Below are 26404 nucleotides of genomic sequence, written 5' to 3'. Positions count from 1 at the left end.
ATGTTATCGTTAATTTAAATTAATCATGGTCTAAAAATAAAATAAAAAAGTAGTTATATAAAATATAACTACTTTATTTCTGAACTATATATTTAAGAAATGGATATTAAAGGTTCAAATACCCCTTTAATCATTTAGTGTGTCTTAAAATTAAATTCGACGTATTCCCCTGACTCTATCTTATCCACGCCAGCTTGAAGAATATCAATCAATTGTTTTGCGACATCCGTGGTTAGCCACATGGTTTTATCCACGATAGCATCGCCTGAGTTTTTATCTTGTTCGGGGAGGTAGTGCAAACGTAACATCATTGCATCGTATGCATCTACGGTGCTGATGTCCCAGCCAACAACTGGGTGAGTTTGAATGACGTCATCTTTTCTATTCATAAAAACCTCCTAATCAAACAGCGTGATAAATAATAAATATCTATAACTGACTAAGAGCAAAGTTCTTGGAATGAATCCACTTTCAGTATAAGGAGATTTCGCTAATAAGGAAGTAAATAAAATATTTTTTTGTATAAATGACAGTAAATGCACAAATGAAGCGAATATGGCGGGGGGAATAGCAGAGGGAAGCGATAAAACTTCCCTCATGAGGATAAAATAGGCGTTTGATTGAGTGCCTATTTAGCGATAGCAATTGACCAGTGAGAATCTTCACCCGCTAAGAATGGAATTAATTTATCATTGCAACAATCAATGGATTCGCAAGTGATATTTTGCTCTTTAGTTAGGGTAATATAGCCTTTATTAACTGGCAAATTATAGAACTTAGGGCCATTCAATGAGCAAAAGGCTTCAAAGTGCGCTAAAGCCCCTAATTCTTCAAACACGGTTGCATAAGCGGCCAGCGCTGTTGGCGCATTAAACACCCCAGCACATCCGCAAGATGATTCTTTGCGTGACTGCACATGCGGTGCGGTATCTGTCCCTAAGAAGAAACGATCGCATCCCGATGCAACAGCAGAACGAAGTGCTTCTTGGTGAATGTTACGTTTTAAAATTGGTAAACAGAAGAGATGCGGTCTTACGCCACCGACTAACATATGGTTACGGTTAAACATTAGGTGCTGAGGTGTGAGTGTCGCGGCGGTAAATTCATTGGCCTCCAGAACATATTGTGCGGCTTCTTTTGTTGTGATGTGTTCGAATACCACTTTTAAGTTCGGAAACTGAGCGCGTAATGGCTGCATGACTTGTTCAATAAACAGCGCTTCACGGTCAAAAATATCAATATGGCTAGCAGTGACTTCACCGTGAATTAACAGCGGCATACCTGCTTTTTCCATTGCGGCCAACACAGGGTATATTTTCTTAATATCAGAAACCCCATGGCTCGAGTTGGTTGTTGCATTGGCAGGGTATAATTTACAAGCGGTAAAAACGCCTTCTTGGAAGCCACGAATAAGTTCAACAGGGTCTGTGCCATCCGTAAGGTAGCATGTCATCAGGGGGGTAAATTGGTGACCTTGCGGCACGGCTTGAATAATACGCTCACGATAGGCTTTGGCGGCTTCAATGGTGGTGACGGGAGGAACTAAATTTGGCATCACAATTGCACGGCCAAAAAACTCACTGGTGTAGGGAACAACCGTTCTTAACATATCATCATCGCGAAAATGAACATGCCAATCATCAGGGCGGCGGATCGTTAGGGTAGTTACAGTAGTCATTAAACCGGCTCCATAAGGGAAGGTGAGTGATGAGCGAGTGCTCAGGCCGGGAAAGAATGATAAAGCCAAAGGGAAAAAATAGCTATGGGAATCGATGATTAAATGTTTGTTTTGAGTACAAAGAAAAAAAACAATCAGAAAGCAAAAAGCCTGCTTAAATTTCTTTAAGCAGGCTTCTCTAAATATTGGCTCCTCCAGCTGGACTTGAACCAGCGACATACGGATTAACAGTCCGCCGTTCTACCGACTGAACTATGGAGGAACTCCTTGGTACGCAGAGGATATTAGCTTCCTCTAAAGGGATTGTCAAAGGAGAATATCGAAAAAACGTTTGTTTGCCTGTTATCTGTGCGAACTGAGGGAAGTTTGCTCGGAAATTGGGTGGTAACAATTATTTGAAGGCCAAATGAAGAAAAATAAGTTAAAAGCCATGGTAATTTTTATGCCGTAAACGTATTGATTAAAGTGGCTAACAAAGGTAACCACTTTAATCATTGCGAATATGATACGTTAACGCGGGATCACTAAAACGGGCTGAGAAATATCATCCAGTAAACTGCGGGTGACCGACGTATTTAGCCAGCGACTAAATGAAGAAAGATGACGGTGAGAAATTATCAGTAAGTCACAGTCGTGTTTTTCCATCTGCTTGGGGATTGTCTCTATCGGTGTTCCTGCAACAAGTAGCCCTTGCGTTTTAAACCCCATGTTTGTCAACGCGGTGGTAACATCCTTTAATTGTTTCTCTGCTAAGGCTTCTTCCCGCTGAGCGGCTGGGTACTCATCGCGCTCATCACTGTTTTCACTGAGCTTAGTTCGACTGAGTGCAAAGGTATTATCAACAACGGTTAAGACAATCACATTGTGAATGCAGCCTGTCATGCGTTGCATAAAATTAAGAGCATTACTGCTATTTTCGAAGCTATCGACCGCCAACAATACATTTTTAATCATTTTTATCTCCTGATTAGCGGATTAAACCGCACCTTTAAAATTAGATTCCCCTTTTTTCCAATAGCCTTTCGCAAAGAGTGAGGTTTTGGGGATCCCTCTTTCGTTGATAAAATGATTTTTTAAATAAACCGCAATTTGTTGCTCGCAGGCTAACCAAACTTGTCCTATCTCGTCAGGTAAAGCACATTGAGTTATTGCTCGAACAAGGGAACTATTCATCACACTATCGTAATGGCGGTCACGGATTAGCCAGCTATTGACGATTAAATCAGGGTAATTAAGTGTTTGAATTTCTTTTTCGCTACTCACCTCGGCAAACCAGAAAACAGGCATTGGTTCAGTCAATGAATCAAGAATACGACACATCGCGGGGAGAGCGGTTTCATCACCCAATAAAAGCAACCAACCTGTTTCGGGTAAAGGTTTAAACCCCCCAGAGCAAGGCCCTGCAAAACCGAGTTTATCGCCAATTAATGCATCTTCTGCCCAACGAGATGCAGGGCCATCACCGTGTAAAACCATATCAATATCAATGGTTCTATTGCTTTTATTGATTCCACTGATGGTGTAGGCGCGGCCTGCTAAGCTATCTTTCCAAGGAAAAAATACCTTGACCCAACTTGCGGGTTCGTAAGCTCTTAAATCATCTAAAAATTTATCGACATCATCACCACTTAAGGTAATCCGCCGCATTTTTTCCGTTAATGATTGCACCGCGCTTACGGTAGCTTCTCGTTTACGCCTTGTATCTTTTTCTAATATGTCGCCAACAATTTTATTCATTGTATTGTGCATGAGGATCCTCCTGCTGCATATTTGACGGGTAAGTGTGTTCCCAGCCGCCGCCTAATGCGCGATATAAATTCACTACAGCAAGGGCGGTTTCTTCCTGAGAGACTATTTGTGCCGATTGCAAATCTAATAAAGCGCGCTGGGTGCTTAAAACATGGATAAAGTCACTGGCGCCATTAAGATAACTATCGCGAGCCAATGAAAAAGCATGTTGATTGGCAGCAACGGCAGAGATGAGGTGAATTTGCCTGCGCTGTTGAGCTTGGTAATCTGAAAGTGCATCATCAATCTCATGCCAAGCCCGCAAAACGGTTTGTTGGTAAGCAATGGCCATTTCCCGCTGGCGATATTCGCTTAAATTTACCCGCTGCTTGATTTTCCCACCATCAAAAATGGGCAAATAAAGGGAGGGGCCAATGGCGAATGTATGTGTTGACCAGCTTCCCATATCAGATAATGCAAGTGCTTGATAACCTGCATTACCTGTTAAGGTGATCCGTGGGTAATAATCCGCTTTGGCGACGCCTATTTCTGCGGTTGCTTGGTGTAAGCGTTCCTCGGCTTCACGAATATCGGGCCTACGTAGGGCAAGATCAGACGGAATACCCATTGGAACGGCTTGAATTACGTTAGGAAGTGGTTTTTCTACTGATAATTGAGTATTCAGCGCACCCGGTTGCTCACCTAACAATAAGGTAATCGCGTTCTTTAGGCGATTTTCTCTGTCAATCAGCACAGGAAGCAAGGCATTAACTTGGTCGAGTTGTACTTGCGCTTGTTCTACATCCAGTTGATTACCTGAACCATTGTGTAAACGTACTTGGGTAAGTTGCACGGTTTGCAACGAAGTTGCATGGTTCCCTTTAGCAACCTGAATTTGTTGCTGTGTGGCGCGTAGACGTAAATATTGTGTGGCAACTTCTGCGGTGACAGAGGTTAACAAGGCTCGACGGTTTTCTTCTGATGCTGCAAAATTCGCACGCGCACTTTCCGAGGCACGGCGCAATTTCCCCCACATATCTAATTCCCAAACAGCACTAAACCCGCCGCGCCATAGGTTAAAGTCTGACTCTCCTTTTTTCCCTGAGGGATCCATACTTCCGACCGATGTTGCACGTTGCCGTTGATAAGCCCCATCAAGGCTTAAGTCAGGGGTTAAGTCTGAATCTGCAATGCCTAATAAAGCGCGACTTTGTTGCATACGTGCTGTTGCAAGTTGCAAATCTAGATTGTTTTTTGTTGCACTTTGTATAAGCGCTGAAAGCTGGGGATCATCAAATATATTCCACCACTCGATAGGGAGTGGGGAGGTGCTTTGGCTAGCACCCCAGTTTTCTGGCAAAGTTGCTTGCGGTGGCACGTAATCGGGGCCAACTGCTTGGCAGCCTGTCAGCACGATGAGCGCCAATGCAATGACGGTTTTGTTCATTAACGGCTCCCATCCAATGTGTTGATGCTCACATCAGCGGACATACCAACACGTAACGCACCCATCGTTGCTGCACTCTCTTTATTGATATCAAAGATAATTTTCACAGGTATACGTTGTACAATTTTCGTGAAGTTACCTGTTGCATTTTCAGGTGCGACAGGAGAGAAACTCGCCCCAGATGCAGGGGAGATACTGTCAACATAGCCTTTTAGGGTTTGACCTGGGAATGTGTCGATACTGATATCAACAGCTTGCCCATGGGTAATGTTCTGCAACTGGGTTTCTTGATAATTTGCAATAATATAAAGCTTGTCTTGGGGAACAATCGCCATTAATGCGTCACCTGGCTTAACAAATTCACCCACTCGTAGGCTTTTTTTACCCACGACCCCACCAATCGGTGCGGTAATGCGGGTATAAGACAGATTCAGTTTTGCCATGTCTTTTTTCGCTTGTGCCAGTGTCAATTCAGCATCGCTATCGGATTGTTTAGCTTGTAAAACTTGCAACATATTTTTAGCCGCTTTTAAAGATGCTTCCGCTTGTGCGACACTGGCCGTCATTGTTTGTACGCGAGTTGTTGCCTGTTGTGCAGCTTGCTGTGAGCCTGCACCCGTTGTCGCCATTTTGTGGTAGCGTGTTTTTTCTTGGTGCGCAAATTGCAACTCTGCTTGCGCCGAGTGTAATTGTGCTTGGGCCGCAGAAATCAACGCATATTGACGTGACAATTGGGCCTTTGCATCATCTTGGCGTGCTCGCGCTGAGCTTTCTTGCGCGGTCGCTTGAGCAAGTGCTACGGTAAATTCCCTCGGGTCAATTTCTGCTAATAATTCGCCTTCTTTCACCCATTGATTGTCTTGAACAAGCACTTGGGTAACGACACCTGAAATTTGAGGTGAAATTCGCGAAATATCGGCACGTATATAAGCATCATTGGTATTTTGCATCGTTTTTTTAATGGCAAATTTGTTAATTAATAGCCCGCCTACGACGACTAAAATACCTACAATAGCCAGTGCAACACCTTTATTAATTTTAATTTTACTCATGATTAATTCCTGATAATCAATAACTAAGCCGCGGCGACAGACCGAGGCGGATAAATACGGGTTGGCATCACAACAATTAGCCCTGTTAAGAGCAGCGCTAAACCTGAAACCAACATATAAAGATCAGCGCTTGCCAGAACATAACCTTGGCTGGAGGCAATCTGGGTTAGCTCTCCAATAGACTCTGATGTTGTGCGATAGGCAGTGCCGTAACTGTCAGCAATCACGCCTGAGTGAAAATCGCCACGCTGGCGGCTTAATAGGGCAATCACACCTCCCGCTGCCGTTGCTGCGAAGCCTTTAACTGCGTTAAACCATGCTGCGGCAAAAGGACCATCGGTGGGTAAAAGCCCCCCAGTTGCCATCATCAATAACGGAATAACGGCCATGGGTTGCGCTATCGCTTGCAGTAGCGAAATGGTTTTAAAATTATTGCCATGCCAATCTGGAGTTAGCTGTGATGCAAGTACGCAGGCGGTTGCCATCAATAACAAGCTGATGGCTAATACCCAGCGACAGTCCACTTTTGGGGTATTACAAATAATTGCAACGATAGGCAACGTAATCAGTTGGGGGAGAGATACCCATAGCATCATGTCCGAGGTCTGTTCGAGCCGATATCCTTGGATGACAGATAAATAACCTGAAGTAATATTGACGAGTGAAACCATAATCAATAGAACACCACCCAATGTAATTAATGAAAACGAAAGGTTTCGTTTGCCGAGCAGCTGTAAATTAAAAAACGGCAATGGGTGATACCATTCATTGATTAAGAACAGGGCAAGTAACCCTAACCCACCAATTAATAGGACATAAATAAGTGAAGAGTTTAACCAATCTAGGCGTTCTCCTTGGGATATTCCCACGGTAAGCATCGCTAAGGCGCTTCCCCCAAGAGTTAAACCACGCCAATTAAATTGTTTCAGGCGCTCTAATCGAAGGGGGTCCTGGGGTAAACCGTAACCAATACAAATAGTTGCGATAGCCATTAACGGTAAATTCCAATAAAAATACCCGCTCCATCCCCAGTGAAATGCAAAAGCCGCAGCGGTAGCACCAAACGTGGCGCTCCATGCGGAAACCCAGCCATAAGCACCTAACCCTAAAACCTTAATTAGTGGTGGCATAAAGCGCAGTACTACGGTCATCAACATGGGAGGTAAAGCACCACCAGCGAAGCCTTGCAAACTACGGATTGCCAATAACCATGCATAGTGATCCCCTAACCAAGGTGTGATTAACCCACCGAGGAGGTAAATTGAGCACATCACTAAGGCAACACGGCGTAGTGAAAATGTTGGCCAAAAACATGGTGTAAAACCCGAACCAATAACAAAGCCTGTGACATAACAGGTGATTAACCAACTTCCTGTATCAATATTTAAAGCCATTGCGCCTTGAATATCGCCAAGGGCGAATTTACTGGCGTTTTCTCCTACGCCACTCGCCATGACCGCTAAAAAAACACCAAATAGCCCCATCCACGTGCGACCACTGATTTCACTTGCACTGGCTATCCATTTGTTTTTCTGAGGTTGCGTAATAGACGCATCAACCATTTCAAACTCCTGCTGTTTCAATAACTGTTCTATCAATTTGTGCAGTAGTATCTAAATTTTGATTGATTGTTTAAAATGAAATGATGTAATTAAGTTATTGCAAAAAATGCAATCCATGGGCGAGGGAAGATATGCCACAGAAAATTGATTTTAATTTAATTTATGCGTTGAATTTATTACTGGAAGAGGGCAGTGTGAGCGGTGCCGCAGAAAAAATGAATTTAAGTGCGCCTGCCATGAGCCGCATTTTAGGCCGTATAAGAGATCAATTTAATGACCCAATTTTAGTGCGAGCAGGGCGGAAGTTAGTTCCTACACCAAGGGCATTAGAACTAAAACAACAATTGGCAGAGATTATTACTCAAGCACAAGCACTTATTGAACCCGATGAGCTGTTTCATCCTGAAACGCTAGAAAGAACGTTTGTTATTCGGGCGAATGATATTTTTATTGGCGCATTAGGCGGTGGCTTATTAGAAACTTTGCGTAAGATGGCACCGCGCAGCAGTTTAACGTTTATTGCAGAAAGTGATACAGAGGACGACTCTTTACGCAGCGGTAAAGTGGATTTGGTTATCGGCTCATCACGGGATTGGCACCCGGAAATTAAAGCTCAAAGTTTATTCACGAGCACATTTCAAGCGTTAGTTCGCCCTGGACACCCAATTTTGGGTAATGTGACACCAGAGACATTAACGCATTATCCTCACATTAGTGTCTCGCGAAGAGGGCGTACTTTAGGGCCGATTGATGATGCGTTGCGTGATTTAAAACTGGAACGTAAGGTTGCGCTGACTTTGCCGAGTTTTCACTCTGCGATGATGCTAACGATGAAGTCTGATTATATCCTGCCGTTGCCTCGCCATGTATTGCAGGGCGTGAAAAGCATTAATTTACCGCTGGTTGAAATTGAATTACCCATTGAATTGGAGTCCATATTTATTGTGCAAGCATGGCATCCCCGTTTGGATAGAGACCCTGCACACCAATGGCTGCGCCAAACAATCAAGCAATTTTTTCTAGAGAAGGAATAATGAGTGGCAAACGTCAGATAGCAAAAAGCCCGCATTAAGCGGGCTTTTTAAATTTGGCTCCTCCAGCTGGACTTGAACCAGCGACATACGGATTAACAGTCCGCCGTTCTACCGACTGAACTATGGAGGAATTGCATTGTTCCTGAGAACGAGGCGCATATTACCCATCCTGTTTCCTGTTGTAAAGCATAAAAATAAAAAAAACGGTCAAGTGGGTGTTAAATAAACAAATTGGCGATTCTCTGTTCCTAAACCTCTGATTTCAAGAAAATGAGGAAGGTAGATAACACTAATATATGTTAGGAATATATGAGAATGGAGATGGTGAATGCGAGATAGCAAAAAGCCCGCACTAGGCGGGCTTTTTAAATTTGGCTCCTCCAGCTGGACTTGAACCAGCGACATACGGATTAACAGTCCGCCGTTCTACCGACTGAACTATGGAGGAATTACTTGTTCTTGAGAACGAGGCGAATATTAACGATATCACCTCGAGCTGTCAACGATAAAAATGGAAAAAAAACCTAACTGCTCACTCACTGCTCATTGTGGCTAAGTTTCACGCTAGTCAATTGATATTGCATTAATTTTGAGCTGCTAATTTACCTTGCAATGGCGTAGAAACTTCAGGGTAAGCCACATGATAAATATCATAAAACGAAATCATACCTTTTAATGCGATTAGGCGAGTGATTTCTTGTTTAATTGCTTGGTTGACTTCATTTGAATCAAGGACTTTACGAATGGCATTTTCAGAAACAGGTTCAGTAACGAACCACTCACCATTATAACAAACACGTAAATCCAACACGCCAATATCTTCGAAATGATAGACAGGCTTAATATCAAAAAGTAATACGCTTGCTAAAATAACAAATAACAGGGTAATACCCAGCGTCCAATAAGGGCCAAAATACGGCGCATACCAAAGAATAACAGCCAGCGGAATATAGGCTGCAATCATACCAACACACAAATAAGGGTGGTTTGCAAGGAACTGGCTGTTGAAATACGGTTTGCCATCACGGTTTTCGCGTTTGTTGATGGCATCTAAATCTTCGACAAGTATTTGTTTGATAATATCCATGTGATAACTCTCTGTCAGATATTGAATCTATACTAGCAGAGTACCACGAGGTCTCGAGATTGTTATATATCAGTTAAAAAAAATATTCATGCAGATTGTCATCAGATCAGACAATTCTGACTGACAATGGCTAGGTTTGTTGTTCTTTGTAATTAAATTTTTCTTTAAATTATCAACTAAATGCAGTGCTTTTGTTAACATTATGACGGATAAAAGTGACGGAGTCGAAAAAACCACATCTTTTTATGGATTGGATGTATAAAATAGTTGCTATTATCTTTAAGTCATGAGTTAATGTGCATCGGCCTGTTTAGCAGTCCTATTTGATGTACGATTACTGAGTTAGTGTGTTCTAAAGAAGAAAGTTATCACAGATAGCCTTTGACCGTGACGCTTCATCTTGGTGTTTCCCTGATTAAATAGTTGACTCTGGCCCGTATATGCCAAAAAGGCAAGTTTTTTTGATGTTATATAGGAAAAGTCAAATGTCCGACAAAATGAAAGGTCAAGTTAAGTGGTTCAACGAGTCTAAAGGCTTCGGTTTCATCACTCCAGCTGATGGTAGCAAAGACGTTTTCGTCCACTTCTCTGCCATTCAGGGCAATGGTTTCAAAACTCTGGCAGAAGGCCAGCAAGTTGAATTCACCATTGAAAACGGTGCAAAAGGCCCAGCAGCTGCTAACGTAACTGCTATCTAAGCTAATTGCTTAACTGATTTTCTAAAGCCCGTCATTTTTAATGACGGGCTTTTTCGTATGCGTTACATTTATGAGTAATATTATTTTGTTGGAAAATAGATGTTATGAATATTAATGATCGTGTTTATGTGAAAACAGATGGGCAAGAACCACGAGAAGGGACAATTTTACTTATTGAACCATTTAATGAAGGTGTGATGTATTTAATCGCATTACCTGATTACCCTGAAGGTATTTGGTTTTTTAATGAAAAAGAAGGGAACGAAGGTACGTTTGTTACATTAATTAAATAATAGTTTTTTAATTAATTTCAAATTTATTAAAAATTTGTCCTTTACTTCGTAAATTAGCCCACCTATACTCCTCCCATCAATTATTTAGGAGATTATTACTTGGACAGTCAGAGTTGGAATAAAAACTTAATTTAACGGCAAGCCAGTAATCGTCTTTTCTTTTCACTGCTTGCCACTAAGGCGGGCGGTGTCTGATGTACCCCATCACACATACACCCTTATACTTTAAACAAAGTATTATTCTATATTTAATTAATAGCTTATTACTGCTGTATTGAGTGTGTATCATGTTTGTATATTTTTACTCTCTATTTCCTCCTGGCAATAGCCAATAATTCTTGGATCTTTATTGATTCAAAATAGGGCTATGTGCTTTTTATTAAGCATATAAAACACTATCCAAATTATTTTTTTGGAGGAATTATTATGCTTTTTACTCCTGATATTTTAAATCTTGTTTCGGCAATGTGCCTTGGTGCCTTAATTGGTGCTGAACGCCAATGGCGTCAACGTATGGCTGGGCTGAGAACGAATGCATTAGTTGCAACGGGCGCCGCTGTTTTTATTTTAAGCTCAGTGACTACATCACCTGACAGCCCCGGACGCATTGCGGCACAAGTGGTTTCAGGTATTGGTTTTCTGGGGGCGGGTGTCATCATGCGTGAAGGCATGAACATTCGAGGTCTGAATACGGCAGCAACATTATGGTGTTCCGCAGGGATTGGTGTGTTGTGTGGATTAGGGCAATATTCACTTGCGATGATGGCTGCCTTATTGATTTTATGTGCAAATATTTTATTGCGAGAAGCTGCTTCTCGCATCAATAAGCAACCTCAAGTACAAGCCTTGGATGTTGAGCAGCGTTATAAAATCCGCGTGATGTGCCATCAGGAAGACGAAATTTTAGTTAGAACCCTTATTTTACAAGCCATTAATGGGCTACATATTCGACTGCAATCATTAAGTAGTGCTGACACATTAAAAACAGAACAACTTGAGGTTTGTGCAGAATTTTTGGCAACACCCGCTGAACAAAAAGAGATTGAGGCATTAGTTTGCAGAATCAGTCTCGAGCAAAGCGTAAGTGCTATCAATTGGAAAGTGGCATCAGAGCTTCCAGCCTGAATGCAGAAAATTAACTCATTATAGGAGCCGAAATGGACGATCACCCTCCGTCATGGAGTCGAAATTTGGAGCTATCCAACTGATATAATAGCCTTATTTTCAGTTGGATAGCGTAGAAGATACACAAGTGTTGTATTCGAGACAACGTTATGACTGAAATAAGACACCAACGCAAAAGCGTTAAAGCGCCCGCTCGGCAAAAATTTGTTGTTGGCGAGCAAGCGAGTAAAAACATTGAGCAAGTGCTAAATGAGTATCAAACCAATTTATTAGGCCTAGCAGACAATGAAGCGATGGACCGCTTAGTGACTGAAGGTGAAAATGAAGTTGCTCATGAAAAAGCGCCTCCTGCTTGGAAGCAACTGCTCTCATCATTTAAAAACCCATTTATTTTTGTTCTGATTGTGTTAGCGTTAGTCAGCTTTTTTACAGACTATCTGATCCCAGAACGCCAGGGAGAAGAGACAGATTTAACGGGTGTTATCATTATAGTTACGATGGTTCTGCTAAGTGGTTTACTGCGTTTTTGGCAAGAATATCGGACAAATAAAGCGGCTGAGGCCCTCAAATCCCTAGTTAGAACCACGGCAACTGTGTTTCGTCGAGACAATAAAACCGGGCGTTCAACTCGCAAAGAAGTCCCAATCAAATGCCTAGTTCCGGGAGATATCGTTCTTTTATCCGCAGGGGATATGGTTCCTGCCGATTTAAAACTAGTTGAATCGAGAGACTTATTTATTAGCCAAGCGATTCTAACGGGCGAATCTATCCCTGTGGAAAAATATGACACTCTCGGGGATGTTTCCGCCAAAAGCCTTGACCCTGTATCACCAACTGAAAATGAATTACTCGAAATATCAAATATTTGTTTAATGGGAACTAACGTCACCAGCGGAACGGCTCGCGGTATTGTGGTGGCGACGGGTGGGAAAACCTATTTAGGCTCACTAGCAAAATCAATCGTTGGCAGTCGGGCACAAACCTCTTTTGACAAAGGTGTGAATAGTGTCAGCTGGTTATTGATCCGTTTTATGTTGGTTATGGTTCCAATTGTCTTATTAATCAATGGATTTACAAAAGGTGATTGGTTCGAAGCAACGCTGTTTTCTTTAGCTGTTGCTGTAGGGTTAACCCCTGAAATGCTCCCAATGATCGTCAGCTCAAACTTGGCGAAAGGGGCAATTGCGATGTCGAAACACAAAGTAATTGTCAAAAGGTTGAATGCTATACAAAATTTTGGCGCAATGGATGTACTTTGTACGGATAAAACGGGAACGTTGACGCAAGATAAGATCATTTTAGAGCATTACCTTGATAGTAATGGTGAGAAAAATAGTAAAATTCTGCAACTTGCTTGGTTAAACAGTTTCCATCAAAGCGGTGCGAAAAATATGATGGATCAGGCCATTATTCGCCGAGGAAGAGGGAATAATGAGGTTGAGCAACTAAAAGCATTTCAAAAAATTGATGAGTTACCGTTCGATTTTATTCGCCGAAAATTGTCTGTGACGGTAAGGACGCCGGCGGGAAATGCGCTGCTTATCTGTAAAGGTGCTGCGGAGGAAATGCTTGCTGTTTGCCAAAGCTATCAGCAAAACGGTGGGGCGCAAGTTTTAGATGAGCAAGCGAGAGCAAGAATTACCGAGTTAGTGAGTGATTATAACCGACAAGGATTTCGGGTATTGTTGCTCGCGACGCGTGCATTAAATGAACATGAAGCTAGCCTGCCACTTTCTGCTCAAGCAGAACAACAACTTGAGTTACAAGGTATTTTAACCTTCCTCGATCCCGCAAAAGAGAGTGCGATTTCTGCAATCGCGGCGCTACGTGAAAATGGTGTCACCGTCAAAGTATTGACTGGGGATAATGCCATTATTACGGAAAAAATCTGCCATGATGTTGGTCTTAACATCAGTGAAATCATGACTGGCTTAGAGGTTGAAGCGCTGTCTGATGAGGAACTGAGCCAAAGAGTTGAGCAGGTTTCCGTATTTTGTAAACTGACACCACTGCAAAAGTCCCGCATTTTAAAAAGATTACAGGCAAATGGACATACTGTCGGCTTTTTAGGTGATGGAATTAATGATGCACCAGCTCTTCGTGATGCAGATGTGGGAATTTCAGTGGATACAGGTACCGATATTGCGAAGGAATCAGCGGATATCATCTTACTTGAAAAAGATTTGATGGTATTAGAGCAGGGCGTTATTAAAGGTAGGGAAACTTTTGGTAATATTATCAAATATTTGAACATGACAGCGAGCTCTAACTTTGGGAATGTATTCTCAGTATTAATTGCTAGTGCATTTATTCCGTTCCTACCAATGTTAGCGATTCATTTGCTCGTACAAAATCTGCTGTACGATATTTCCCAACTGGCATTACCTTGGGACAAAATGGATAAAGAGTTTTTAAAACGTCCTCGTAAGTGGGATGCGAAAAATATTGGTCGCTTTATGCTCTGGATTGGGCCGACATCCTCCATCTTTGATATCACCACATTTGCTTTGATGTGGTATGTATTCCAAGCAAATAGTGTGGCACATGAAGCATTGTTCCAATCAGGCTGGTTTGTTGAAGGGTTATTGTCTCAGACCTTGGTTGTTCATATGCTAAGAACACAAAAAATTCCATTTATTCAAAGTACAGCGGCACTACCTGTGATGTTAACGACGGGATTAATTATGGCGTTAGGCTTATATATTCCGTTCTCATCATTTGGAACGATGATTGGATTACAACCATTACCAGTTGAGTATTTCCCTTGGTTAGCGTTGACATTAGTGAGCTACTGCGTTGTGGCGCAATTGATGAAGCAGTTTTATATCAAGCGATTTGGTACATGGCTATAACATATTGATAAAATAATAAAAAGGAGAGCCAAGGATGGTTCTCCTTTTTGCATTATACCGCTGTTCCTTCTGTTCTTAAGATGTAGAAATCAATTCGTTGGTAATGTTTCTTTTCTAATATACTACGTGTATTTTTTGCTGCGCTTTCTCTAATTTTGCCAAAATCAATATTAGGGTAAAAGTCCTTGCAGACAGTATCATTAAGCACCTCGACAACATATTTTGTTGTCGCCTTGCTATCCGCATTTATTTTATTTAAGTCTATGTTTTTTGTATTCAACTTTAAATAGTGAATTGCTTCTTTTACTTTTGTGTCATTCTGAATAAGTTGCTTAGTAAAGGGCTGTGCTGCATCGAGTTGCATATCAGACTCTTGAAGCCCACAATCTCTTTGGATATTTTTAAAAAGGATTGATTTGTCTTTTTTATCTATAACCACTTGATTTTTTTTGGGAACAGGCAAAAAAATAGCCTGAGTTTCATCAATTACACTATTAATAGCACTGGATATTTGAAGTGTTTTTTCTCCCGCTTCAAATGTTTTATAGTCAATTTCCGCTGAAATACGGCCTTTAAGGTTATTGAGTAGGTTATGTTTGTCTAACTCAATATGTTTATGATTAAAATTGAGTTTAATACATGGGGTATTGGTGTTTTTAATGCCCTTGATTAAGTGGTTAATTTTACTACATGTTTTTGTGTAACCGCTGAGCGAAAAGGGTCTTTTAACGACAGTATTGACATATATGCTCATTATCTATTCCTTAGTTTTTGCGTTTTTTAATTCTATAAGCTAGAAGCGATATGAGCTTGCAAAAACCTATGGATAAGGTGAGTGAGTCTTGAAAGATGTATTTATATGGTTTTTTTATCGCATAAAAAAGAGCCACAAATGGGCTCTTTCTTGGAAAATTGCAGTAATCTGAAATAATCTAAGCGATTACAGACCTAAAGCAGTTTTCATTTGTTTCATTGCATCAATACCTTGCTGGCAAGCTTTATCTTGCTGGTCTTTAGGTAATGCGGCAACTTGTTTTTTGCCTTCTTCCAGCTGACCTTTCATAGCATCTAACTGAGCTTTTGCTTGTGGATTTTCTGAAGCTTTAGCAATTAAGCTATCAACTTCAGCAAAGTAAGCGTTACAAGTTTCAGTTGCACCAGCAACTTCACCTTTTTTCTCTTCTTCTGAACAAGCAGTGATTGTCAATGCCAGTAAACCCATACCACAAGCTAAAATTAACTTTTTCATAATCAACCTTATTAAAATTATTTATTTATATAGCAAATGAAGTATATAAGAGAAGTTTTTAATATCAAATGTAACTAATCCTAAAATAATATCTTAATTAGTAATTATGAAAACAACCATTTCAGTGAATAATATCGCAATATAAATTTCGGGTAGTTAGATTAATTATTAAATATGGGTAATTCATTAAAAATCACAGCATTAATCACTATTATGAAAAAAGTATTCATTAAGGGGGTATGTGACCTGGTCTAAGGTCATGCCGAAGAGATAAATGTGAATGTTAAATTGAAATAGCTTAATATTGTAAAGTTATTTTTTAATTAAAAATAACCAAGCCAAAAAATGTGATATAGAACGAAATAAAATCAATTAAAACCCATATAACACTTTTTATCGTATTTATAACATTTTTGTATATAGAGTTTGGTGTTTAAAAATAGGTATAAATTGTAATGAAAAGTTTACAAAAATTGAATGACACTAAACTATGAGATATTTTAAGCATTAATATCTGTACATTTAAGATGCAATAATAGATGAAAAAGGTGAGCGACTTCACATATTTATCAATTAAACCTTTGAATAGCTATAAGATTGATTTTTAAATCAAATTTTCTTTGTACGAAGATAGAATAATCAGGTAAAGTCTGTGCCCTTGCTCTATCTAATGGTTAGTTTCCTTATAATGTTCGTTAACGCTATGTGTATAGAGTTAACAAAATTTAAGTTAATTAGGTTGACGCTAAATCAAATTCGTACCAAAATTGACTCGCCTTAGAAATTCGCCAAAGAGCGATAGACGGGGTAGAATATTTTTCATAAAGGGCAATAATTTTTCTTACACTACATTCTCAGGAGGATAAATCTCCCAAAGAGAAAGTAAGAAAATGATATACGGGTTTACCCGTATTTAAATGCAACGTAGCAAACATTCTATTAATGCTATGGGCATGACAAGTATGTAACTCGGTTTATCTTGTTACAATTTTATTTTTAGACTTACACACAGGGCTTTACCATTATGTCTGCTTCTATTGTAAAGAAACGGCCTCTGAGCCGTTACATCAAAGATTTTAAACACAGCCAAACTCATTGTGCACATTGCCACAAAACGCTTGATCGTATCTCTTTGGTTTTCAACGATGACATCTTAAATAAAGAAGCTATCGCTGATATGACTGAATTGGTTGATGAAGGTACTTGGGGGGAGCTGCAAGGTAAATTTACTGCACTTTGTCGTTTTTGTAGTGAGATTTACTGCAATAGTAATACTGATTATTTTGATATTATGTCATTTAAACAGTATTTATTCTTACAGACTGAGATGAGCCACAGTACCGTTCGTGAGTATGTTGTTCGCTTACGCCGTTTAGATGAGCTGTTATCTTCCTCTAATTTTTCAATGAAAGAATTTACTGCAAGTAAAGTTCAAGAACAATTAAGCGAAAAAATGACAGACTCAGCATTTAGTAATTACAATATTGCATTACGTAAATATGAACAATATTTATTCTGGGAATCAGAAAAAATGCAATAATCAGAATAGAGTAGGTAACTGGTTTTATCGTTACTTAATATCTATTGATTAATAAATTGGTGTCCTCTGGGCACCTTTTGCGTTTTTAGCAGTTTAAAATAAAGATTATCACTGAATGAAAAAGCAAAAAGCCTGACTTCAATGATTAATGAAGTCAGGCCTTACAGTATGTTAACCGATGGTCATCAAGCTTGCGTTACCGCCTGCTGCGGCTGTATTAACACTTAATGAACGTTCGTGAACAAGGCGTTCTATTAACAAGTTGGACTCACCACGTTCAAAGCCTTGAACGGAGATAATTGGCCCTTTACGTTCAGCGATAATCGCACAAACCTCTTTTAGCTGATCGCTATCCCCATGGTAAATCACCCCTTCGATTGGCTCTTTAGACTCCTGCCACTGTTTGGTGATAGAGATAGTTTTGCGCACTTTCTCAGGAAGCAGTTTGAATAGCTTCTGGTGAGTTTCACTATCAGGCCAAAGCGACTGGCAACCCGCAGCCAGAACCCCGGCAAGCTGAATTAAGCAATCTTTTTCATTATCACTAATACATAATATCAGTCCACGAGGGCGTAATGTATAGGTGTTTTTCTCGCCAGTAGGGCCCGGTAAAAGACGTGTTGTACCAGCTTGGGTATAACGCGTAAATTGTTCGAGCACTGATTGCGTAATTGGTGCTTGCTGTTTTTCTACCCATGCAACAAAGGCATCAAAAGGAGTAAGTAACTCGACTCGTGCGCTGGCATCCATCGGTAAGTGTTCATCTTGGCGCGCAAGTGTATTTGTTACCGCATTTTCTGGACGCTCACTTAATAAACGGTAGAGATATAACGGGCCACCCGCTTTTGGTCCAGTTCCTGATAATCCTTCACCACCAAATGGTTGCACGCCAACCACCGCGCCAACCATATTGCGGTTAACATATAAGTTACCGACTTTGGCTTTGCTGACGACTTGGTTGATGGTTTCATCAATACGGGTATGAACACCTAACGTTAGGCCATAACCCGCTGCATTGATTTGATTAACCAGTGCATCCAGCTCATCACGTTTGAAACGAACCACATGAAGAACAGGGCCGAAAATCTCTTTTTTCAGCTCACTGATGTTGTCCAACTCAATTAAGGTTGGCTTAACATAAGTTCCTTCTTGTTGCTCTTTCGCATCATCGTTATTGTCAAATGCTGCTTGGAAAATGGTTTTGCCTTTACTGCGCATTTGTTGAATATGTTGATCTATATTGTCTTTTGCTTCTCGGTCAATCACTGGACCAATATCTGTGGATAGGTGCTCTGGGTTGCCCATACGGCATTCTTCCATCGCACCTTTCAACATACGAATAGTTCTATCGGCAACATCGTCTTGAACACAAAGAATGCGTAATGCAGAGCAGCGTTGGCCCGCACTATCAAATGCGGAAGCAACCACATCGGTGACAACTTGCTCCGTTAATGCGGAAGAATCGACAATCATGGCGTTTAACCCACCAGTTTCTGCGATTAACGGGGTAGGGCGACCTTGAGCATCTAAACGACCAGCAATATTACGTTGTAATAAGCCTGCAACTTCCGTTGAACCAGTAAACATGACACCACGAACTCGTTTGTCACCGACTAATTGGGCACCGATAGTTTCCCCTTTACCCGGTAAAAATTGCAATACATCACGCGGAATACCTGCTTGGTGAAGGATAGAGACAGCGATGGCACCGACAAGTGGTGTTTGTTCAGCAGGTTTTGCTAACACGGTATTTCCTGCCGCTAAGGCAGCCGCAATTTGCCCTGAGAAAATGGCAAGTGGGAAGTTCCATGGGCTAATACACACCACAGGGCCTAATGGGCGATGGGTATTATTATCAAAGTCATGTTTGACTTGCGTCGCATAATAATTCAAGAAATCTACCGCTTCACGGACTTCTGCAATCGCATTGGCGTAGGTTTTACCTGCTTCACGCACTAACACATCAAGCAATGGTTGCAGCTGTTGCTCCATAAGATCAGCAGCGCGTAATAAAATCGCGGCGCGCTCTGATGGTGGGGTCGCAAACCAAATTGTGCCTGCGTCATTAGCAATATTTAATGCATGATCGGCTTCTTGCTCTGTTGTTTCACGCACATGACCCACAATATCTTTATGGCAAGCAGGGTTCAGTATTGCTTGAGCTTCTGGCTGCTTATCTTTCGTTGAGAATTCGCCGCCTAATAAAGGTTCAGCCAGTTTAGGTTGGATAGCTGCACTGAGTAGTGCACTTGATAAAGAGGCTAAACGGTGCTCATTCGATAAATCGAGGCCCATAGAGTTAACACGTTCATTACCATATAAATCACGCGGTAGAGGGATCTTCGGATGCGGTAAACCGATTTGGCCTTCTGTTTTAGACAATTCAAGGACATCTTTTACCGGATCAGCGACGAGCTCATCTAACGGAATAGTGGCATCTGCAATACGGTTAACAAAGGAAGTATTCGCCCCATTTTCTAATAAACGACGAACTAAATAGGCTAATAACGTTTCATGGGTACCAACAGGGGCATAGATACGGCATGGGCGATTAAGTTTACCATCCGCGACTTTCCCGACCACTTGTTCATATAAAGGTTCGCCCATCCCATGCAAGCATTGGAACTCATACTGGCCAGGGTAGTAATTTTTACCTGCAATTTGGTAGATAGCAGAGAGTGTATGTGCGTTATGCGTTGCAAATTGAGGGTAAATTAAGTTTGGTACAGATAATAATTTGCGAGCGCAAGCAATGTATGAAACATCGGTATACACCTTGCGGGTATAGACTGGGTAACACTCTAATCCATCAATTTGTGCGCGCTTAATCTCGCTGTCCCAATACGCGCCTTTAACCAGACGGATCATTAAACGACGCTGGCTACGTTCTGCTAAATTGATAATTGAGTCAATCACAAATGGGCAGCGTTTTTGGTAGGCTTGAATAACAAAACCGATCCCATTCCACCCCGCAAGCTGTGGTTCAAAGCACAGTTTTTCGAGTAAATCTAACGAAATTTCTAATCGGTCAGCTTCTTCTGCATCAATATTAATACCGACATCGTATTGATGAGCTTGTAAAACGAGAGACAGTAAACGCGGATAGAGCTCATCCATGACTCGGGAATATTGTGCGCGGCTGTAGCGAGGGTGTAGCGCGGATAATTTAATCGAAATGCCGGGGCCTTCATAAATTCCGCGGCCATTTGAGGCTTTGCCAATGGCGTGAATAGCTTGCTGGTAAGATACCATATAATCTTGGGCATCTTTTTCTGTTAGTGCCGCTTCCCCCAACATGTCATAGGAGTAGCGGAAGCCTTTGTCTTCTAACTTACGCGCGTTTGCTAAGGCTTGGGAAATAGTTTCGCCTGTTACAAATTGCTCACCCATTAGGCGCATCGCCATGTCTACGCCTTTACGTACAAGGGGTTCGCCGCTTTTACTGATGATACGGTTTAGTGAGGTCGATAGTTTAGCTTCATTATGCGTTGAGACTAACTTACCTGTAAATAATAAGCCCCACGTTGCGGCATTAACGAACATCGAACTACTTTGCCCAAGGTGAGATTGCCAATTTCCGTTACTGATTTTGTCACGAATCAATGCATCACGAGTAGCTTTATCAGGGATACGCAATAAGGCCTCTGCTAAACACATCAATGCAACACCTTCTTGAGATGAAAGTGAAAATTCTTGCAACAGTCCTTGTACTAAACCGGAACGTCCCACACCATTTTTTTGGTTACGTAATTTTTCTGCAATGGAATAGGCCAGTTTATGTGCCGCTTCAGCTTGATCAGCAGGGAGTTTCGCCTGTTGCAATAACATCGGTACTGCTTGGGTTTCTGGCATGCGATATGCAGAAGTAATCGAAGAGCGTTTTACAGATTGTGGTAAAATGTGCTCCGCAAAATCTAAGAAAGGCTGGTAGTTGGACTCGACAGTGGTGTCTTCTTCCCCAGCTTGATTTTCTTTTGCATCGATACCGACAGATAACTCAGGAATGATTTGGTTATTGTCGAGTTGTTCTAGGTAATTATAAATAGCTTGTTTGATAAGCCAATGCGATGTGCGGTCTAGACGTTGAGCGGCATTTTTAATGCGTTCACGAGTTGCTTCATCAAGTCTCACACCCATAGTTGTCGTGCTACTCATCTTAATTCCTCTAGTTGACAGGTCGTCATAATCGAAAAGTTACACAACATTATCTTAATGTTGCAACTTTGTGCAACATTGTTAATCAAGGTTTCTGAGGGAAATGTGAAACATGTCGAACTTTTTGAGAGGGATTCGAATGCATAAAATCAATAGTTATTAATTTTGTATATTTTTCATATGATTATAACCACTCCATTATTAAGGAATTAATTAAACGATCATTTAGTAATTTGACTTAAAATTTTAACATTTGTGATATGGATTCTATTTATTGAATAAAAAATAGTTAATTTCTTGTTAATTTAATATGAGTCTGACTAGGATGGGGTCACTAAGATGTTAAATTAGTGCAACGCGAACAATCACAACCTATTTGGTGTGCACGAAGATAAATTAACGATGTGCAATAAAGTGCAACACCATGAAGTTACAAGTTATCAACAGTAATTCATATAAAGATAACTAAATTAATAAGCTACTCAATGGAGAATATAAATGACTGTAAGCACTCCGATGATCGTCACGTTCATCGTATACATTACTGGCATGTTATTAATTGGCTATTTAGCCTATCGCTCAACAAAAAACTTTGATGATTATATTCTCGGAGGACGAAGTTTAGGCAGCGTCGTAACTGCATTATCTGCAGGCGCATCAGATATGAGTGGCTGGTTATTAATGGGGCTTCCAGGGGCTATTTTTATTGCAGGGATCTCTGAAAGCTGGATCGCAATAGGGCTAACCTTAGGGGCTTATTTTAACTGGTTATTCGTAGCAGGTCGCCTACGTTTGCAAACAGAAAAAAATAATAATGCTTTGACGTTACCAGACTATTTTACCAGTCGCTTTGAAGACAACAGTAAAATTTTACGGATTATTTCTGCCATTGTTATCTTAGTGTTCTTCACCATTTATTGTGCATCAGGTGTTGTTGCAGGTGGCTTATTGTTCGAAAGTACATTCCATATTAGCTACGAAAAAGCGATGTGGTTAGGGGCATTAGCAACAATTGCCTATACCTTCTTAGGGGGCTTTTTAGCGGTAAGTTGGACAGATACTGTTCAGGCTTCGTTAATGATTTTTGCCCTGATACTGACACCCGTTGTCGTTATTTTATCTATGGGCGGCGTAGATACCTCAATCGAAGTGATTAAAGCAAAAAACCCTGAATACCTTGATATGTTCAAGGGTATGAACTTTATTGCGATACTCTCATTATTGGGCTGGGGGTTAGGTTATTTTGGGCAACCGCATATTCTAGCGCGTTTTATGGCGGCAGATTCACACAAAACAATCCACTCAGCAAGACGTATTAGTATGACGTGGATGGTTCTCTGTTTAGGCGGTACGATTGCAGTAGGCTTCTTTGGGATCGGTTATTTCGAAATGAACCCGAGTGTGGCAGGTGCTGTAACTCAAAATAATGAACGTATATTCATGGAATTAGCGGCGATATTATTTAACCCATGGATAGCGGGTATATTGCTTTCTGCGATTTTAGCAGCGGTAATGAGTACCTTAAGTTGCCAATTATTAGTGTGCGCAAGTGCATTGACTGAAGATCTCTACAAGCCATTTATTCGTAAAACAGCGAGCCAAAAAGAGTTAGTTTGGGTCGGGCGTTTTATGGTACTGCTTGTGGCAGCCATTGCTATCTATATCGCTCGTGACCCAAATAATAAAGTATTAGGGTTAGTGAGTAATGCTTGGGCAGGCTTTGGTGCCGCGTTTGGTCCAGTTGTGTTGATGTCTGTCCTTTGGAAACGGATGACTCGTACAGGCGCACTCGCGGGGATGTTGGTAGGGGCGATAACGGTTTTAGTTTGGATGCAATATAAATGGTTTGCACTATACGAAATTATTCCTGGTTTTATTTTTGCAACTATCGCGATTGTTGTGGTGAGTTTAATCACTAAAGCACCAAGTGCTGAGGCTCAAGAACGTTTTGAGCAAGCGGAAGCGGAATATAAAGCGAACTAATGCTAGTTATTGTGTGACTAGATAAATTAATAAAAAGGCCGAACCTGTTTTTAACAGTTCGGCCTTTTTATTGCTACAGTACTTAAAGGGCTTAGCTGGTTTTACGGCGCTTCACAATTTGGTAGCCAATAAAGAGGACGACAAACCAAATTGGCGTTGCGATAAGCGCTTGCCGTGTATCGTGTTGGAATGCGAGCAAGACAATCATAAATGCGAAGAATACCAAACTTACCCAAGACATAATAATCCCTGCTGGCATCTTATAATGGGAGGCTTTGTGCATTTCTGGGCGTTTACGGCGGAAGTTAAGGTAACTGTATAAAATCATGCTCCAAATAAACATGAACAAAATAGCGGATACCGTGGTCACTAAGGTGAACGCATGCATGATATCAGGAATAAAATAGATAAGCACAATACCAAAACTCAGGCAGATACAGGTGAAAATTAACCCTGTTGCAGGCACTGCTTTTTTCGATAATTGGCTAAATTTTTTCGGTGCATCACCTTCTTTAGATAAGCCAAATAACATCCGGCTGGTGGAAAATACACCACTATTCGCAGAAGAAGCCGCTGAAGTCAGGACTACAAAGTTAACGATACTAGCTGCGGCAGGTAGGCTGATCAGCACAAACATTTCAACGAATGGACTTTTATCGGCCAAAATGGTACGCCAAGGTGTTACGGCCATAATCACAATGAGTGATAAAACATAAAAAGCAATGATACGAATTGGGATTGCATTGATGGCTTTTGGTAGTGATTTCTCAGGATCTCGTGTTTCAGCGGCGGCAGTACCGACTAATTCAATCCCAACAAAGGCAAATATCGCGATTTGGAAGCCAGCAAAGAAGCCACTTATCCCCATCGGGAACATCCCACCATCATTCCATATATTACTCAATGATGCCGTATGGCCTGTTGGTGATTGAAAATTCATCGCGATAAGTGTGCCACCAACAGCGATTAAGGCAATGATGGCAACAATTTTTATCATCGCAAACCAAAACTCAAGCTCACCAAAAAGCTTAACAGAGACTAAATTGAGTGTAAGTAAGGTAATCACACATATAAATGAAGTGACCCATTCTGGGAAGTCTGGCACCCAAAAGCTAATATACGAGGTTATTGCAATAATATCGGCTATGCCGGTGATCACCCAACAAAACCAGTAGGTCCAACCAACGAAAAAACCTGCCCATGGCCCGATAAGGTCAGCAGAAAAATCGCTGAAGGATTTATAGTCAAGATTAGAGAGTAGGAGCTCACCCATCGCACGCATGACGAAAAATAGCACAAAGCCAATTATCATGTAGACGAATATGATTGATGGCCCTGCAAGAGATATGGTTTTTCCTGATCCCATGAATAAACCAGTTCCAATTGCGCCGCCAATTGCAATTAATTGAATGTGGCGGTTACTAAGGCTTCGTTTTAGCTGATTACGATCAGCAGCGTGCTGAGTCGTGTTTGAAGTTGCATTTTCTTCCATACTGTAAAGTGTCCATCGTAGTTTGTTATAATTGACCACAGTATTTTTTTATTTGTGTGGTTATGTTTGCGTAAAATATTGTGACACAAATCTCAATTAGAGTAAGTAAAACTTACTTTGATGAAATCGAAGTGCTGCTTATTCAATCTATCATTATCGTTAATTTAACATTCACTACTAAAAATTAACTTGCACAATAAAAATAGCAGAATAATATTGACTGTAGCAATTGATAGGCGTTAAATATTTTGCATTGGGTTGTTAGCTCAGTTGGCAGAGTAGGCGACTCTTAATCGCTCGGTCTGGGGTTCGAACCCCCAACAACCCACCAAGTTTTTCAATGAGTTGCGTGTTAGCTGCGTTACTGATACATGCCAGTTGGGACGTATTTGGGACGCAGCCATTGAAAACAGCATCGATTTGCTTAGCATGTTCGGCGAGGTGATCTGGCGCTAAGTGTACATATTGTAGAACCATCTTAATACTTTCCCATCCCCCCATTTCTTGAAGAACTGACAGTGCTACACCTGCTTGAACTAACCAACTCGCCCAAGTGTGCTGTAGGTCATGGAATCTTAAGTTTTCAAAGATTACCCAAATAACCCTTTCCTGTATGTCTATTTTGTCGAGGTTATACTTCAATTTGAAGAACTATGATGTGTAAAGAACACCAGATGATGTTTTGGCCTACAGTTACCGAGTGTTCTTTTTATATGACTAGCCTATATATTGATTAAAACGTAAGAGATACCCGTCAGGGTCTTGCACTAAAAACTCCCTCTGGCAAGCTTTAACACCTCCTACCTCATAGCCGTTGCTTTGAATATCTTGAAATAGAGGGATATTGCTTTCATTAAGTCTATTTAGAATTTGCTCTATATCATCAACCTCTATTTGGAAATTTACGCCACGTCCAAGAGGGTAAATAAGTTCACCAGTGTTCCATCCATCTTCTTGGTATTGTTCTAGCATGATTTGTACTTCACCAAGACTAAGATAAACAAACTTAGGCGAACTTCTCTCGTTCATGATGCTAAATCCAAGGATATCAACATAAAACCGTTTAGATATTGCAAAGTCAGTAACAGTGAGTTCAGGAACCATTTTGTTCCAGTAAATTTCTTTTCTTATGTTCATGCTTATGTGCTTATAGACGGAAAACTGATTTCTAACATAAATGAACAAAAACGCCAATTATTTACGGGATACAGATAGCCCAATTGATCATTTTGAACAACGTAATGCTTTGCTCCAACGCATTAATTTGTTAAATAATTGTATAATTGAAAAAATGTCAATTGAGACTACAAAATTGGATTAATAAATCAAATGAGCGTTAACTGCCAATTGAATAAATATTTATAATAAGCAAATAAATAAACGAATTATAAATGAGCTGTTAATATAAGAAATAAGATAAATTAATGTG

General features: G+C 40.7%; 20 protein-coding genes, 4 tRNA genes and 1 pseudogene. 8 read left to right on the top strand and 17 right to left on the bottom strand.

Annotated features, from left to right (window positions below; all coding sequences use genetic code 11):
* Window positions 1-134: 134 nt before the first annotated feature.
* The 8 genes from bssS to ABWP91_RS05960 all read right to left on the bottom strand — a co-directional run bounded on the left by bssS (window position 135) and on the right by ABWP91_RS05960 (window position 7467).
* Complete coding sequence (bssS, locus tag ABWP91_RS05995) at window positions 135-389, bottom strand: biofilm formation regulator BssS (RefSeq protein ID WP_353242477.1); 255 nt, start codon at window positions 387-389, stop codon at window positions 135-137.
* A 239-nt stretch (window positions 390-628) separates the two neighbouring features.
* Window positions 629-1678 carry a dihydroorotase gene (pyrC, locus tag ABWP91_RS05990; protein ID WP_353242476.1) on the bottom strand — a complete coding sequence of 350 codons (1050 nt, stop codon included), beginning with the start codon at window positions 1676-1678 and terminating at the stop codon, window positions 629-631.
* A gap of 186 nt (window positions 1679-1864) precedes the next feature.
* A tRNA-Asn gene (locus ABWP91_RS05985) sits at window positions 1865-1940 on the bottom strand.
* A gap of 248 nt (window positions 1941-2188) precedes the next feature.
* Complete coding sequence (locus tag ABWP91_RS05980; RefSeq protein WP_353242475.1) at window positions 2189-2632, bottom strand: universal stress protein; 444 nt, start codon at window positions 2630-2632, stop codon at window positions 2189-2191.
* Between the two features lie 21 nt (window positions 2633-2653).
* Window positions 2654-3427: a siderophore-interacting protein gene (locus ABWP91_RS05975; protein WP_353242474.1), complete on the bottom strand. Its 774-nt coding sequence runs from the start codon at window positions 3425-3427 to the stop codon at window positions 2654-2656.
* Window positions 3408-4853, bottom strand: a complete 1446-nt coding sequence (locus ABWP91_RS05970; protein WP_353242473.1) for an efflux transporter outer membrane subunit — start codon at window positions 4851-4853, stop codon at window positions 3408-3410. The genes ABWP91_RS05975 and ABWP91_RS05970 overlap by 20 nt, the downstream gene beginning before the upstream one ends.
* Entirely contained in the window at window positions 4853-5905 is a 1053-nt protein-coding gene (locus tag ABWP91_RS05965; RefSeq protein ID WP_353242472.1) for an HlyD family secretion protein, read from the bottom strand. The genes ABWP91_RS05970 and ABWP91_RS05965 overlap by 1 nt, the downstream gene beginning before the upstream one ends.
* Window positions 5906-5928: 23 nt before the next feature.
* Window positions 5929-7467 (bottom strand): MFS transporter, encoded by a 1539-nt coding sequence (locus ABWP91_RS05960; RefSeq protein WP_353242471.1) that lies wholly within the window; start codon window positions 7465-7467, stop codon window positions 5929-5931.
* Window positions 7468-7598: 131 nt separating this feature from the next.
* Between ABWP91_RS05960 and ABWP91_RS05955 the strand changes: the two genes are divergently transcribed.
* A complete protein-coding gene (locus ABWP91_RS05955) occupies window positions 7599-8501 on the top strand; it encodes a LysR family transcriptional regulator (protein WP_353242470.1) in 903 nt (300 codons plus the stop codon).
* A 54-nt stretch (window positions 8502-8555) separates the two neighbouring features.
* On the opposite strand, the gene ABWP91_RS05950 is transcribed toward ABWP91_RS05955, so the two are convergent.
* From ABWP91_RS05950 to ABWP91_RS05940, 3 genes are all read right to left on the bottom strand, one after another.
* Window positions 8556-8631, bottom strand: a tRNA-Asn gene (locus ABWP91_RS05950).
* A 242-nt stretch (window positions 8632-8873) separates the two neighbouring features.
* A tRNA-Asn gene (locus tag ABWP91_RS05945) sits at window positions 8874-8949 on the bottom strand.
* A 135-nt stretch (window positions 8950-9084) separates the two neighbouring features.
* Window positions 9085-9588: a YlaC family protein gene (locus ABWP91_RS05940; protein ID WP_353242469.1), complete on the bottom strand. Its 504-nt coding sequence runs from the start codon at window positions 9586-9588 to the stop codon at window positions 9085-9087.
* Between the two features lie 485 nt (window positions 9589-10073).
* Here ABWP91_RS05940 and cspE point away from each other — a divergent pair, with 485 nt between their 5' ends.
* The 4 genes from cspE (at window position 10074) to mgtA (ending at window position 14556) form a co-directional block, all read left to right on the top strand.
* A complete protein-coding gene (cspE, locus tag ABWP91_RS05935) occupies window positions 10074-10286 on the top strand; it encodes a transcription antiterminator/RNA stability regulator CspE (protein WP_004909801.1) in 213 nt (70 codons plus the stop codon).
* 104 nt (window positions 10287-10390) lie between these two features.
* On the top strand, window positions 10391-10579 hold the full coding sequence (dsrB, locus tag ABWP91_RS05930; RefSeq protein WP_353242468.1) for a protein DsrB: 189 nt from the start codon (window positions 10391-10393) through the stop codon (window positions 10577-10579).
* 426 nt (window positions 10580-11005) lie between these two features.
* Window positions 11006-11704: an MgtC family protein gene (locus ABWP91_RS05925; RefSeq protein WP_353242467.1), complete on the top strand. Its 699-nt coding sequence runs from the start codon at window positions 11006-11008 to the stop codon at window positions 11702-11704.
* Window positions 11705-11853: 149 nt separating this feature from the next.
* Window positions 11854-14556 (top strand): magnesium-translocating P-type ATPase, encoded by a 2703-nt coding sequence (gene mgtA, locus ABWP91_RS05920; RefSeq protein ID WP_353242466.1) that lies wholly within the window; start codon window positions 11854-11856, stop codon window positions 14554-14556.
* Between the two features lie 52 nt (window positions 14557-14608).
* On the opposite strand, the gene ABWP91_RS05915 is transcribed toward mgtA, so the two are convergent.
* Together ABWP91_RS05915 and ABWP91_RS05910 are read right to left on the bottom strand one after the other, a co-directional pair.
* Window positions 14609-15310, bottom strand: coding sequence for a type III secrection system effector, WxxxE family (locus ABWP91_RS05915; protein WP_353242465.1), 702 nt, complete (start codon window positions 15308-15310; stop codon window positions 14609-14611).
* A 186-nt stretch (window positions 15311-15496) separates the two neighbouring features.
* On the bottom strand, window positions 15497-15805 hold the full coding sequence (locus tag ABWP91_RS05910) for a DUF5339 domain-containing protein (RefSeq protein ID WP_102139566.1): 309 nt from the start codon (window positions 15803-15805) through the stop codon (window positions 15497-15499).
* Window positions 15806-16829: 1024 nt separating this feature from the next.
* On the opposite strand from ABWP91_RS05910, the gene fliZ reads away from it, so the two are divergent.
* On the top strand, window positions 16830-17345 hold the full coding sequence (gene fliZ, locus ABWP91_RS05905; protein ID WP_219249117.1) for a flagella biosynthesis regulatory protein FliZ: 516 nt from the start codon (window positions 16830-16832) through the stop codon (window positions 17343-17345).
* A gap of 171 nt (window positions 17346-17516) precedes the next feature.
* On the opposite strand, the gene putA is transcribed toward fliZ, so the two are convergent.
* Window positions 17517-21500, bottom strand: a complete 3984-nt coding sequence (putA, locus tag ABWP91_RS05900; protein ID WP_353242464.1) for a trifunctional transcriptional regulator/proline dehydrogenase/L-glutamate gamma-semialdehyde dehydrogenase — start codon at window positions 21498-21500, stop codon at window positions 17517-17519.
* A 498-nt stretch (window positions 21501-21998) separates the two neighbouring features.
* On the opposite strand from putA, the gene putP reads away from it, so the two are divergent.
* Window positions 21999-23483, top strand: coding sequence for a sodium/proline symporter PutP (gene putP, locus ABWP91_RS05895; RefSeq protein WP_353242463.1), 1485 nt, complete (start codon window positions 21999-22001; stop codon window positions 23481-23483).
* A gap of 91 nt (window positions 23484-23574) precedes the next feature.
* Here putP and cycA read toward each other — a convergent pair whose 3' ends face one another.
* On the bottom strand, window positions 23575-24975 hold the full coding sequence (cycA, locus tag ABWP91_RS05890; protein WP_353242462.1) for a D-serine/D-alanine/glycine transporter: 1401 nt from the start codon (window positions 24973-24975) through the stop codon (window positions 23575-23577).
* Between the two features lie 255 nt (window positions 24976-25230).
* On the opposite strand from cycA, the gene ABWP91_RS05885 reads away from it, so the two are divergent.
* Window positions 25231-25306 (top strand) — tRNA-Lys (locus ABWP91_RS05885).
* A gap of 47 nt (window positions 25307-25353) precedes the next feature.
* On the opposite strand, the pseudogene ABWP91_RS05880 reads toward ABWP91_RS05885, so the two are convergent.
* Window positions 25354-25560, bottom strand: a pseudogene (locus tag ABWP91_RS05880) (tyrosine-type recombinase/integrase); the annotation flags it as partial.
* Window positions 25561-25692: 132 nt separating this feature from the next.
* Complete coding sequence (locus tag ABWP91_RS05875) at window positions 25693-26112, bottom strand: bleomycin resistance protein (protein WP_353242461.1); 420 nt, start codon at window positions 26110-26112, stop codon at window positions 25693-25695.
* Window positions 26113-26404: the final 292 nt, after the last annotated feature.

The sequence above is a fragment of the Providencia sp. genome (genome assembly GCF_040396775.1).
Taxonomy (GTDB): domain Bacteria; phylum Pseudomonadota; class Gammaproteobacteria; order Enterobacterales; family Enterobacteriaceae; genus Providencia.
The sequence above is the reverse complement of the archived record's forward strand: the minus strand, read 5'-3'. Positions and strand labels throughout refer to the sequence as shown.